Annotated in this window: 9 protein-coding genes; all 9 read left to right on the top strand. The window is 69.4% G+C overall.

The features are described 5' to 3' along the window. Positions 1 to 10 precede the first annotated feature (10 nt). The 9 genes from PSH03_RS31270 (at position 11) to PSH03_RS31230 (ending at position 12,496) form a co-directional block, all read left to right on the top strand. Complete coding sequence (locus PSH03_RS31270) at positions 11 to 1,804, top strand: ABC transporter ATP-binding protein (protein WP_210781028.1); 1,794 nt, start codon at positions 11 to 13, stop codon at positions 1,802 to 1,804. Positions 1,805 to 1,824: 20 nt separating this feature from the next. Next, entirely contained in the window at positions 1,825 to 2,571 is a 747-nt protein-coding gene (locus tag PSH03_RS31265) for an AfsR/SARP family transcriptional regulator (RefSeq protein ID WP_238691221.1), read from the top strand. Positions 2,572 to 2,780: 209 nt separating this feature from the next. Then, a complete protein-coding gene (locus PSH03_RS31260) occupies positions 2,781 to 2,999 on the top strand; it encodes a hypothetical protein (protein ID WP_210781026.1) in 219 nt (72 codons plus the stop codon). An 87-nt stretch (positions 3,000 to 3,086) separates the two neighbouring features. Further along, on the top strand, positions 3,087 to 5,939 hold the full coding sequence (locus PSH03_RS31255) for an FtsX-like permease family protein (RefSeq protein WP_238691220.1): 2,853 nt from the start codon (positions 3,087 to 3,089) through the stop codon (positions 5,937 to 5,939). 20 nt (positions 5,940 to 5,959) lie between these two features. Next, on the top strand, positions 5,960 to 6,676 hold the full coding sequence (locus PSH03_RS31250; RefSeq protein ID WP_238691219.1) for an ABC transporter ATP-binding protein: 717 nt from the start codon (positions 5,960 to 5,962) through the stop codon (positions 6,674 to 6,676). A 73-nt stretch (positions 6,677 to 6,749) separates the two neighbouring features. Then, complete coding sequence (locus PSH03_RS31245) at positions 6,750 to 9,872, top strand: hypothetical protein (RefSeq protein WP_238691218.1); 3,123 nt, start codon at positions 6,750 to 6,752, stop codon at positions 9,870 to 9,872. Positions 9,873 to 9,941: 69 nt separating this feature from the next. Then, a complete protein-coding gene (locus tag PSH03_RS31240) occupies positions 9,942 to 10,274 on the top strand; it encodes a hypothetical protein (RefSeq protein WP_238691217.1) in 333 nt (110 codons plus the stop codon). A 268-nt stretch (positions 10,275 to 10,542) separates the two neighbouring features. Then, the gene (locus PSH03_RS31235; RefSeq protein WP_210781022.1) at positions 10,543 to 12,042 is read left to right on the top strand and encodes a SulP family inorganic anion transporter; all 1,500 of its coding nucleotides are present in this window, start codon (positions 10,543 to 10,545) and stop codon (positions 12,040 to 12,042) included. Between the two features lies 1 nt (position 12,043). Then, positions 12,044 to 12,496 (top strand): MerR family transcriptional regulator, encoded by a 453-nt coding sequence (locus PSH03_RS31230; protein ID WP_372494932.1) that lies wholly within the window; start codon positions 12,044 to 12,046, stop codon positions 12,494 to 12,496. Positions 12,497 to 12,551 lie beyond the last annotated feature (55 nt).

The following is a 12,551-nucleotide window of genomic DNA, read 5'->3' as shown; positions in this document are numbered from 1 at the left end:
GGCAGCGTTGATGCGTCGCGCGTTCGGGATCTACTTCGGCGCCGCGCCCTGGGCGGCGGCGGTGAGCGTCGTGATCATGGTGGTGGGTGGTCTGACCGCGGTAGCCACCGCATGGTTCACCCGAGCCCTCATCGACGGTCTCTCCGCCGACGCCACGTCGACGATCTGGCTCGGTGTCGTCGGTTTCGGCGCGCTGGCCATCGTGTCGCCGGTCATCCTGCACGTCTCGCAGTACGTACAGCGGGACGCGGAACGCCGGGTGACGATACGCACGCAGCAGGAACTGTTCACCGCGGTGTCGGCGCATCCTCGGCTGACGGAGTTGGAGGACAGCAAGTTTCATGATCGGCTCCGGCTCGCCCACGAGGCGAGTCGCTTCGCGCCGACCCAGCTCAACAGCATGGTCCTGGGCATCGGGCAGGAGATGATCACCATCGTCGCCTTCGGCGTGACGCTGGTGCGCTGGTCTCCCCTGGTGAGCGCGTTGGTCATGCTGGCGGTGCTGCCCACTCTCGTGGCCCAGATCCGGTTGGCTCGGATGCGCGGGGCGATGTTGGAACGCACCGTGCCGATGTTCCGCCGGCAGACGTTCTACGCGGCACTCCTGCTCGACATGCGCGCCGCGAAGGAGATCCGGCTGTTCGGGCTCGGCCAGTTCTTCCAGGGTCGCCTGCTGCGCGAGCTGCGCGCGGCACAGGGACAGGAACGTCACCAGGACCGGCTGGCCCTGTGGGTCGACAGCGCCCTCGCGACGCTGACCGGCATCGTCTCGCTTGTCGCTCTGGCCGTCTTCGTCGCACGGGTGGTCGACGGACATGGCACCGTCGGCGACCTCGTGCTCGTGATCGCGGCACTGACCGCGTTGCAGATGTCCGCGTCGAGCCTGGTCCGACAGATCGCGATGCTCGGCGAGACATTGATCGTGTTCGGCCACTACGTCGACATCACCGCGGTGATCCGCGAGGCCCGACGTGCCGTTCCGCTGCCCGCCCTGCCGCCACTGAGGCGAGGTCTGGAGTTCGACGACGTCTGGTTCCGGTACGCCCCCGAGCACGACTGGGTCCTGCGCGGTCTCACGTTACGGATCCCCTGCGGCTCGTCCCTCGCCCTGGTGGGCGACAACGGCGCCGGAAAGTCGACAGTGGTCAAACTTCTCTGCGGCTTCCACGTCCCGAACAAGGGCGTCATTCGGTGGGATGGCGTCGACATCACCACCATCGACCCGGCCTCGCTCCGCGCCCGTCTCGGGGCGACATTCCAGGACTTCATGACCTACGAGTTCTCCGCCCACGACAACATCGCGGTCGGCGACATCAGCGCGTTGGACGACCGGGCCCGCGTACGGGCAGCAGCCGCGACGGCGGACATGGACGCCACCCTGGTTGCGCTTCCGAACGGGTACGACACCATGCTGACGCGAACCTTCAGCGACGGGGATCTGCCCGGGGTGGGGGTGGTGCTGTCCGGGGGGCAGTGGCAGCGGCTGGCGCTGGCCAGAGCCCTGCTCAGGGAGGGCGCGGACGTGTTGATCCTCGACGAACCGTCGTCAGGTCTCGACGTGGCGACCGAGCACGAGATCAACCAGCGGCTGATGTCGCTGCGCCGCACACACACCAGCCTGCTCATCTCGCACCGGCTCAACACCGTCCGGGAGGCGGACAGCATCGCCGTGCTGGCCGCCGGCCGCATCCTCGAACAGGGCAGCCACGACGAGCTGATGGCATCGGGAGGGCGCTATGCCGAGTTGTTCCAACTCCAGGCATCCGGTTACGACGACGCGATCACCACTCGGACCTCGATGTGAACGCTAACACCCTGCTCAGAGTGTCACTGTTGGGTCCGATCGAGGCAACCGTCGGCGGGCAGCCGATGGCCGTCGGCGGCCTGGGCCGGCGAGCACTGCTGGCGGCGCTCGCCTTCAACCTGGGCACTGTGGTCGCCGTCAACCGTCTCATCGAGGTGATCTGGGACGACCACCCGCCGGCGACGGCGACGACGAAACTACAGGGCCACGTCTGGGCCCTGCGGCGAAGCCTGGTGCGACTCGGCGGGCCGGACGCCGTGAACATCCTGCAGACCCGTCCGCCGGGTTACCTGTTGTGCGCCCGCCTCGCGTCGACAGACCTCGCCCGTTTCGACGACCTGACGCAAGGGGGTGCCGGCGCTCGGCTCCCCGAAGGTGCCGAACGCCGGGTCGCCGCCCTCTCCGCGGCACTGCGGCTGTGGCGGGGGGACGCCTGCGTCGACGCCCGGTCAGCTGGGGTGGCGGTCGTGGCGGCGTCACTGGACGAGCGACGGTGGCGGGCGATGGAGGACCTCGCCGAGGCGCAACTCGTCCTCGGCGACCACAACTCCGTCATCGACGCGATGGAGCCACTCGTACGCCGGTGGCCGTACCGGGAACGGGCCTGGGAGCACCTCATCGAGGCACACGTGAGGCGTGGTGACGTCGCGTCCGCCCTGGCCGCTCACGACCAGTTGTGCGAAATCCTGGCCGGGGACCTCGGCGTCGCGCCCGGTCAACGAATCGGCCGGTTGGTCGGCATCATCCGCGCGAGCGGTCAGCGGTAGCACCGTCGCCCACCTGCCACCGACGCCCACCGCACGAGGCGGCGGCATGGCCGCCGTCGTCGTGCGGTGGGCGGTCGTGACCAGTGCGAATGCCGATCCGCAGCCGCTCGCCGGGGGCATTAGCGCACCGTTAGCGAATCGTAAGCGGTCGATGACATCGTGGCCTCTGTCGACAAACCGTCGTACCGACGGAGAAGGAGAGAGGTCGTATGATTATCAACAAGCTGGCCGACAAGCTACTGGCCACGCTGCTGCCGAAGGCCACGGCGTCCGCGTGCAACGTCTGCTCTCTCGCCTATGTCGGGTGTGGAGGGCCCTTCTGCTACTACTACTACAACAAGGTGGTCGCGGGGCAGGTCCGCTGTTACGCCAACACGGCGAGAGACTGCAACGCGTCCTACGTGAGCTACTCCACGGGCTGCTGCTGATCGTCGATTCGCGGCCGTCGGTCGGATGTCACCATCCGACCGACGGCCTCATGCTGGAGGACCAACGATGCGGGGCACGGTGCGTCGATGCTGGGGATAGCCGCGTCGCAGTGGCGGGTGCGACTACGCCGGTCACTGGCCCTGCTCTCGATGATCGCCGTCGCGGTAGCCGGGTTCACGGTGCTCACCGGGGCCGCTGTGACCTCCCGGCTGGAAGCGGTCGGCGCGGTCAGCGCCAACTACCGCCCGGTCTACGACCTCCTGGTACGCCCCCGGGACGCGGTGCTGCCGCTGGAGCAGGAGCGCAATCTGGTCCAGTCGGGCCAGTTGGCGGGCATGCGTGGCGGCATCACCCACGATCAGTGGCGCGAGATCCAGGCGGTGCGCGGGGTGTCGGTGGCGGCACCGGTCGCGATGATCGGGTACGTGATGCGCACAGTGCCCGTGACGGTCGACCTGTCGGAACACCTTGACCCGACCGCCGAGCGTCAGGTGTTGCGGGTCCAGCCGACCTGGGCGACAGACGCGGGGCTGAGCCAGATCCCGGACGGGCCGGCGTTCCTCTACGCGACGCGGAACCGGCTGGACGTGGTGCCGAACAGCGAACTGAAGAGCGGCGGGGGCCTGCCGCCGCCGGAGGAGGTCGACGCCGACGGCCAGCGGGTGAAGATCTGCCCAGCGGCTCCGGCCATCACCGCTGAGGACTGGCTCGCACCGACCGACCTCCGAGCCCGATCGTCGTTGACGTGTGTCGGCGGCATGGGCTCGACGGATCGCGAGGGAAAGGCGACGCGGCCGACAGTCACGTTGGCGTGGACGGTGCCGTTCCTGATGGCCGCGGTCGACCCGGAGTCGGAGGCCACGCTGGCCGGGCTGGACCAGGCCGTCACCTCGGGCCGATACTTCACCTCGGCCGAAGCGCCGACCTCACGGCGGCTGGACGGCATGCCGTACCCCTACTCGGTGCTCCCGATCCTCGTCGCGGACCGACCCCAGGTCGACAGGACGCTCAACGTCACAGTGCAGCGCCTGAACTCCGACGCGCCCGAGCTGGTCCGGAGATCCGCCGACGACCAGCGGCTCCGCGCCGCTCTGGTCAACGAGTCCGGCACGCCGGTCGCCCAACGGGCGATGTCGTTCGAAGAGCCGTACCAGAACCTGCTCGACCGGATGCTCCGCCCCGACGACCTCGGTGTCGAGTACGACCTGGCAACGTCGAACACCAGGTGGCTCGACCAGTTCTGGACCGTCGGACCGCCGAAGAGGGTACGGGCCGGGGACGGTCTGCGGGCCCAGCCAGATCCGTACGACCTGAAGATCTGGGGTCAGGGCGCCGACGACGGCGGGTCGTCCCGGCACGTGCCGATGGAGTTCGCCGACACCAGCGTGCGCAGCGAGGTGGCCGTCCATCGGAACCTGGCGCACGGTTACCAGGAGCAGCCGGGGGACGTGAGCATGCCCGACGCCGCGCTGGGCGCGGTGGGCACCTTCGACCCCGCCAAGGTTTCGCTGGGCAGCGCGCTGTCAGCGGTGCCCATGGACACGTACTTCAACCCGGGCGCCGAGGGTGCCGACGAAGCGTCACGGCGGGCACTGGGCGGCCGACGACTGACCCCGAATTCGAACGTCACCGGCCTGCTCAGCCAACCTCCGCTGATGCTCACCACCATGGCGGCCCTGCCCGCCATCTTCGACCCCGGCGCGTACAGCACCGAGCCCAGTTACCCGGAGTACCAGCTCAACACCACCGCACCGATCAGCGTGGTACGAGTCCGACTGGCCGGAGACGTCGGCATCGACCCGGTCTCCCGGGAGCGGGTACGGGTGATCGCCGAGGAGATCGCGCAACGCACCGGCCTCCAGGTCGACATAACCCTGGGGTCGTCGCCCACCGCGATGACTGTGCACTACCCGGCGGGCAACTACGGCCGGCCCGACCTCGCCGTGGCCGAGCCCTGGGTCCAGAAGGGCGTCGCGTCCGTGCTGGTCCGCGCGGCCGACCGCAAGAGCGTACTGCTGTCCGTCCTGGTGCTCGCGGTGTGCGCGCTGGCAGTGCTCAACGCCAACACCGCCGCCATCCGCGCCAGACGCACCGAGTTCGGCATCCTCACCTGCCTCGGCTGGGGCCGCCGGCACCTCCTCCATCTGATGTTCATCGAGATCGTCGGCATCGGCCTCGCCGCAGGCATCGCCGGCACCGGGCTGGCGCTCGGGATCGCGTTCGGTCTCGGGCTGAACATCGCGTGGAGCCACACAGTGCTCGCCGTACCCGCAGCGGTGGCCCTGGCCCTGCTCGCCGGCGGCTGGCCGGCCTGGCGGGCCGCCCGGCCGGATCCCGGCGAGATCATCAGGCCCGCCGTCTCGGGTTTCGCCCTCCGCCGGCAGGCGCCGCGCCGGCTGGGCACCCTCGCGCTGGCCAACCTTGCCCGCACCCCCGGTCGGACCGCGCTCGGCGCGCTGAGTCTGACGATCGGGGTGGCCGCGCTGACCATGTTGTTGGCGATCACGTTCGCGTTCCGTGGTGCGATCACCGGCACCCTGCTCGGTGATGCCGTCACCATCCAGGCCCGCACCGTCGATCACATCGCCGTGGCGGTCACGATCGTGCTGGGCATCGTGTCGGTCGCTGACGTGCTCTATCTCAACATCTCCGAGCGCGCCGCCGAGTTCGCCCTGTTCGCAGCCGTCGGCTGGACCGACGCCATGCTGAACCGGCTGGTCATCATCGAGGCCATTGGCATGGGTGCCATCGGTGGCACGCTCGGCGCCGCTGCCGGCCTCGGCGCGGCGGCGACCTTCGCCGGGGGCGTCACCGCTGGAATCCTCTGGTGTTCCGGAGCCGCCCTGGTGTTCGGCGTCGCCGTCTCCGCCCTGTCCGTGGTGGTGCCGATCGCCGTGCTCCGCCGACTGCCCACCGCCCACCTGCTCGCCGAGGGGTGAGCGGCAAAGGAGTAGGTCCGATGGAACGGACGTCAGCTGCGCCGTCGAGCACCGTCACCGTGCCCCTGGTGTGTCTCACCCGGGTACGGAAGTCCTTTCCGCTGCCCGACGGCGCACCGCTGGTCGCGGTGAACGACGTCAGCCTGGAGATCGACGCCGGCACCGCGATCGCGTTGACCGGGCCGAGCGGCTCGGGCAAGTCGACGCTCCTGCACCTCATCGGTGCCATCGAACGAAGTGACGGTGGCACCATCGAGGTCGGCGGCCAGGAGGTGACCGGCTTGGCCGGCCGGGGGTTGGCCGCCTACCGGCGACGGGTCGGCTTCGTGTTCCAACGGTTCCACCTGCTGCCCACGCTCACCGCCCTGGACAACGTCGTGGCACCCCTGATTCCGTTCCGCACCGACTTCGACAAGGTCGCTCGTGCCCACGAACTGCTGGCGATGGTGGGGCTCGCCGACCGGGCCGCCGCCCTGCCGTCGCGGCTCTCCGGGGGGCAGCAGCAACGGGTCGCCATCGCCCGCGCGCTGATCAACCAACCTGCCCTGTTGCTGGCCGACGAACCCACCGGCAATCTCGACAGTCAGACCGGCACCGCGATCGTCGACCTGTTGCTGAGGCTGCGCGACGAGCAGGGCACGACTCTCATCATGGCCACCCATGACGCCGCTATCGCCGCGCGTTGCGACCGAGCCGTCCAGATGCGGGACGGGCGCCTCACCAGCCTGGACGGCTGAGGCGCGGACCGGGCAGCCGGCCCGGATCAGCACGGTTTCAGCGCCCTTTCCGGCCGCTCAATACGTTCGCGCCATGACATCCAAACGTTCCACGCGCACCAGGCGCGGGACTGCCGCGCTGGCGATGATCGCGGTCACCGCGGCGAGCGTGCTCTTCGGCGAGCCCGCGTCGGCCGATCCCGTCCCCGTCCCCGTCCCTCAGGCAGCGCTCACCGACCGGGCCTTCGGCCAGGTCGCCGAGATCCATCTCCAGGGCGCCGCTCGGATCACCACCGTCGTGCTGTCGGCCGAGTTCGTCCAGTGGCACCGGCTGCACCCGAACGCCACTGCCGAACAGGCACAGACCCAGCTCACCGCACGCCAGCAGCTGCTCGACGGCTCGCTGACCGCGTTCGACCTCCTGCTGCCCGAACAGGACCTGCTGCTCAAGTCCGTCGACATCCTGCTCGGCGCTCCCGGCGGCGACACCCGGACCTCGCCGGAGATCACCGGCCTGGTCGGGGCCGTGATCGGCAAGACGGTCGAGCCGTGGGACACCCGCGAGGAACTCGCCTCCGGCGCGCTGCGGACCGCCCAGTGGCTGCGCGGCCGCGACGACGCCCTCGCCGCGGTGTGGTCCGCGACCCGACAGGCGGGGGCCGCCAGCGTGCCCGTCGCCACCGCCTGGAACGCCGTCCTCGGTGAGCCGGTCGGGGTGGACATCACCAGCACCTACGAGGAGCTCCAGCAGGATCCCGGACTTTCACATGTCGACCTCGACGCGATCCTGGCGCTGCGGGACGACTCGACGGCGTACGTCGCGGCGGCCAAGCAGCAGCTTGCCTCCCTGCACGCGGAGCTGCTCGGCCTGAGCCTGGAGATCCGTCTCGAGGTCGGCGAGAACAACAGCAAGTGTCCGCCGGAAGGGCCGCCGAGCGCCGCGTGCACCGCGGCGGCCAAGAAGGCGGCGGAGGACCGGGACACGGCTCGGCAGCAGACGATCTCCGACATCAAGGCCGGGGTCGGCATGGTCTCCACCATCATCGGGTTCGCCGACCCGGCCGCCGGCAAGAAGTCCAAGGTGATCGGGGAGGCGGTCCTCACCACGATCAGCGCGATCTCCAAGTACGCGGCGGCGATCACCGGCCGCGGCCTCGCGGGCTCGATCTTCAGCACCGCGACGTTGGCGATGACCGGCAACGTCTTCGGTGCCGTGATGTCGATCGTCGGTCTCTTCGGCAGCAGCGGACCGTCGCTGGACGCACAGATCCTGGCCCAGGTGAAAGCATTGCGCGACGAGGTGCGGGCCCTCGGCGACGAGATGCGGGCCAGCTTCGCGCGGGTCGAGGCCCAGATCAACACGGTGTACGCGAACATGATGGCCCAGTTCGGCAAGTTGAACGCCGCGATCGCCGGCAACACCGCGCAGATCACCCTCGTCCAGCAGCAGGTCGCCCAGCTCGGCCTGCGCCTGGAGGACATCGCCGCCACAGTGCTGGCCGCGATCGGCGACGCCACCCTGCACGACGCCCGCGCCGACATCAACAAGTACGTCGGCTATCTGGAGAACTTCGGTCAACCGATCCCGACGTACGGCAAGTTCGTCGACCCGGAGAACGAATTCCACCTGACCTCGACACAGCTGGCCAGCGGCGCCGCCTTCGTGGTGCCCAGGACCGACGCCGACAACCCGGCGGTCGACCCGACCACAGTACTGAACAGCTTCGGCGAGGCCCGGTCGATCAACTACCTGGCTCGGGTCGCCAGCGGACGTGACCCCTCGATGGTCGAACCGTCGACACCGGTCGGCAACCCGACGGTGTGGAACCTCGGCGCGCAGTCGTACGCCATGTTGATGCTGCAGAACCCGACGTACGCCGCCCAGGTCAGCGCCGGCCGGGCCGCGCAGATCGAGGCGGAGGGCACCCGTATCGCCGACCTCGCGGCCAGCTTCGGCCGACCGGTCGACGGCAACGCCAACGGGCTGATCACCGGGCTGGTCAACGAGTACGTCGCCGCCACCAACGAACTGTCGACCGCGCTGGCCGCCTTCCGGACCAACGAGGTCCAGGTCCGCTACGAGCCGGACGCCAACGGCGTACAGGTCAAGACGCCCAAGAACTACGACCTGTTCTGGGACACCGACAAGCCGCTCGCCCAGGCGCCGGCGAAGGCAGACGAGGCGACGGTGCCCGCGTGCGAGGGCAGCAGGCAGATCGACCGGCCCAGCAACGTTCGCTACGAGCTGATGTCGAACATGGTGCGGGCACTCCAGTACGCGTACACACCGCGCCACGACGAGCCGCCGGCCGGGGTACGGGAGTTGCCCGAGGTCGGCCACTGCTACACGCCGAGCTGGGTCCACACCCGGACGACCGGCAACGGGAGCGGAGTGATCCGCTCCTACGGCAAGCTGCGGTTGCAGGTCCACAGCCGGTTCCGGCTGAACTCGTCCGTGGCCTGGCAGAACTCGCGCACCGCCGACTACACCTGGCCGGACGAGCAGGTCTACCAGGTCTACTGCGAGTTCTTCAGCTGTAGCAGCCAGACCACGCCCGAACAGGCCCTGACCCAGAAGTGGCCGTCCGGCCGGTACGCCTTCGCGAGCGGCGCGACGGCCGTGAACAACACGGCACTGGACGCCACGCTGACGCCGACCCTGCGCGGTTTCCTCCAGGCCCGGCAGAAGTCCATGTACGACCGGGTACGGGACCAGAGCACCCAGGTCAGCGGGGCGGTGCCCACCGCCCTGAAGAAGGTGAACACGGCGGCGCGGCTGCTCCAGGCGTACACCCGGTTGGGTCTGCCCAACGCCCTCGACTCGGACGACGTGTTGTCCGCGAACCTGTTCGGGCAGTACCAGATGCCGGTGAACATGCCGACGGACGCCAAGATCGGAAATGCCTACGCCACGGCGAGCGGAAACTACGCCCAGTGCGGGCCCACGCCGTGCTCGCCCGACTCCAGCCGCCCACTGCGCGACCAGGTCAGCCTCAAGGTGCCCTGCGAGCCCGCTGTCGACTCGTCCAACCTGCCCGGTGACCCACTGGGCGACTGCCTGATCACCAGCGCGCGGTCCCGCGCCAACACGCTGATGCAGCGGTACGAGGTCTGGGCCGACCAGATGACCGCCGGTCTGCACCGCGAGCGGGTGCCGTGGATGAACGACACCCTTCTGGGCCTGCGCATCACCACCCGCCTGACCCACGCCAACTGAACCAGGGGCGTTGCCGGCGTCTGCGGGCGCCGGCAACGCCTGGTGTCAGGTTCAGATAGCGTTCGGGCCATGGGATCCGTGGACGTGGTCTTGGCGGTCATCGCCGCCGCAGCCAACGTGGCTTTCGCCACTGTGCTGTTCCACAAGAGCCGTGGCGGCACGACGGCGCCCCGGATCTTCGGCCGCCCTCAGCCCCAGCCGCGCCTGCGGGCCATGATGCACGTCTGCCTGGGGCTGGGGACGGGCGTCGGCTGGCTCGCCAAGGACATCTTCCCGCCCCGCTCCACCGGCGACACGGTGCTGTTCAACGTGGTGATGGTCCTGCTGGTGGCTGCGGTGGTCTCGGCCCTGCTGAGCGCCTTCCGGCATTCGCGACCCACCGGTGACAGGGCCGCCCGCTAGCTCTGGCGCTGGCCGTCCGGGCGCGAACGGGGAAGTACCCGCAACGGCCGAGTGATGATCACCACCTTCGGTGAACTCTCCTCTGACGGAAGGGTAGGTTCGCTGTCGGCTATCAGGGCGAGGCCGGATGGCTCCCCCGGCGACCGTGACGTGTCCGGGCAATGACGCCCTGAGGCCGCTCGACCGGCTGTCGCTGATCGTCGGGTAGCTGCCCCGATCCAGGGCGGAGCTGAGCGCGTCCACGGGACGCCCGAGTGGAAATGGCTGTATGTCTTCTGTGCTGTCCGCGGTCAACCGGCCGCGTCTGTCCCGTCCGTCCTGGTTGTCGCCGAAGGTGTTCCGCACCGAGGTCCTCGCCGGTCTGGTCGTCGCCCTGGCGTTGATCCCGGAGGCGATCTCGTTCTCGATCCTCGCCGGTGTCGACCCCCGCGTGGGGCTGTTCGCCTCGTTCACGATGGCAGTCACCATCGCGATCTGCGGTGGGCGTCCGGCGATGATCTCCGCCGCGACCGGAGCCATCGCCCTCGTCGTCGGGCCGCTGGCGAAGGAACACGGGCTGGACTACCTGATCGCGGCGGTGATCCTCGGCGGCGCGATCCAGATCCTGCTCGCCGTGCTCGGCGTGGCGAAGCTGATGCGGTTCATCCCGCGCAGCGTCATGGTGGGTTTCGTCAACGCCCTGGCCATCCTCATCTTCGCCGCCCAGGTCCCGCACCTGCTCGGCGTGCCGTGGCTGGTCTACCCGCTCGTCGCCGTCGCCCTGGCGATCATGGTGGGGCTCCCCCGGCTCACCCGCGCCATCCCGGCACCGCTGGTCGCCATCGTGGTCCTGACCCTGGTCACCGTCTTCGCCAGCGTGGCGGTGCCGACCGTCGGCGACGAGGGCGCCCTGCCGGACAGCCTGCCCACCCTCGGCCTTCCGCAGATCCCCTGGACCATGAACACCCTCACCCTCGTAGCCCCCTACGCCCTGGGGATCGCGCTGGTCGGGCTGATGGAGTCGCTGATGACCGCCAAGCTGGTCGACGACATCACCGACACCCCCTCCAGCAAGACGCGCGAGTCCTGGGGCCAGGGCGTGGCCAACATCGTCACCGGTTTCTTCGGCGGCATGGGTGGCTGCGCCATGATCGGACAGACGATGATCAACGTGAAGGCGTCCGGCGCCCGTACCCGGCTGTCGACGTTCCTGGCCGGCGTGTTCCTGCTGGTCCTGGTCGTCGCGCTCGGCGACGTCGTGGCGGTGATTCCGATGGCTGCCCTGGTCGCCGTGATGATCATCGTGGCGGTGTCGACCTTCGACTGGCACTCCGTCGCCCCGGCCACGCTGAAGCGGATGCCGTACGGCGAGACCACCGTCATGGTCGCCACCGTCGCCACCACCCTGGCCACCCACAACCTCGCCATCGGCGTCGTGGTCGGCGTCCTCACCGCCATGGTGATCTTCGCCCGGCGGGTGGCCCACCTGGTCGAGGTCACCAGCGTCCTGGACCCGGACGGCACCACACGGATCTACTCGGTGCGCGGCGAGTTGTTCTTCGCCTCCAGCAACGACCTGGTGGGCCAGTTCGACTACGCGAACGACCCCGAGACGGTGGTCATCGACATGACTTACGCCCACGTCTGGGACGCCTCATCCGTCGCCGCCCTCGACGCCATCACGCAGAAGTACGCCACCCGCGGCAAGACCGTCGAGATCATCGAACTGAACAAGCCCAGTGCCCGCATCCACGACACCCTCGCCGGCCAGCTCGGCGTCGGCCACTGATATGGCCACCACCACCCGGGAGACCGGGCCGGAGCAGCACGGCTCCGGCTCGGCCACCGGCCGGCTCATGCAGATCGGCGAGGCCGCCGAACGGGTCGGGCTGAGCATCCGCACCATCCGCCACTACGAGGAAGCCGGCCTGATCGTGCCCTCCGCCCGCAGCGAGGGCGGCTTCCGCCTCTACACCGAGCCCGACCTCGACCGCCTCGCCGTCGTCAAGCGCATGAAACCCCTCGGCTTCACCCTCGACGAGATGCGGGACCTCCTCACCGTCCTCGACGCCCTCGACACCGCCACCGGCGCCGACCGCGCAGCCCTGCTCGACCGGCTCGCCATGTTCCACACCGCCGCCACCACCCGCGTCACCGCCCTGCGCGACCAACTCGCCATGGCCGAAGGCTTCGCCGACACGCTCCGCGCCGAACTCGACCACCACCAAGGCCCAACTGTCTGAACGGCCCCGCATGGGTGGCACCCGAACGGCGGTGACCGGTCGACAAGCTTGCTGA

Origin of the sequence: Micromonospora salmantinae, from assembly GCF_022230905.1 — a bacterium.
Classification (GTDB): Bacteria; Actinomycetota; Actinomycetes; order Mycobacteriales; family Micromonosporaceae; genus Micromonospora; species Micromonospora salmantinae.
The sequence above is the reverse complement of the archived record's forward strand: the minus strand, read 5'-3'. Positions and strand labels throughout refer to the sequence as shown.

Bases quoted from the DNA above. Each gene is read 5' to 3' on its own strand.
- PSH03_RS31250 (WP_238691219.1), top strand. From the start codon at position 5,960: ATGGAACGGACGTCAGCTGCGCCGTCGAGCACCGTCACCGTGCCCCTG.
- PSH03_RS31255 (WP_238691220.1), top strand. From the start codon at position 3,087: ATGCTGGGGATAGCCGCGTCGCAGTGGCGGGTGCGACTACGCCGGTCA.
- PSH03_RS31230 (WP_372494932.1), top strand. From the start codon at position 12,044: ATGGCCACCACCACCCGGGAGACCGGGCCGGAGCAGCACGGCTCCGGC.
- PSH03_RS31240 (WP_238691217.1), top strand. From the start codon at position 9,942: ATGGGATCCGTGGACGTGGTCTTGGCGGTCATCGCCGCCGCAGCCAAC.
- PSH03_RS31245 (WP_238691218.1), top strand. From the start codon at position 6,750: ATGACATCCAAACGTTCCACGCGCACCAGGCGCGGGACTGCCGCGCTG.
- PSH03_RS31260 (WP_210781026.1), top strand. From the start codon at position 2,781: ATGATTATCAACAAGCTGGCCGACAAGCTACTGGCCACGCTGCTGCCG.
- PSH03_RS31235 (WP_210781022.1), top strand. From the start codon at position 10,543: ATGTCTTCTGTGCTGTCCGCGGTCAACCGGCCGCGTCTGTCCCGTCCG.
- PSH03_RS31270 (WP_210781028.1), top strand. From the start codon at position 11: ATGCGTCGCGCGTTCGGGATCTACTTCGGCGCCGCGCCCTGGGCGGCG.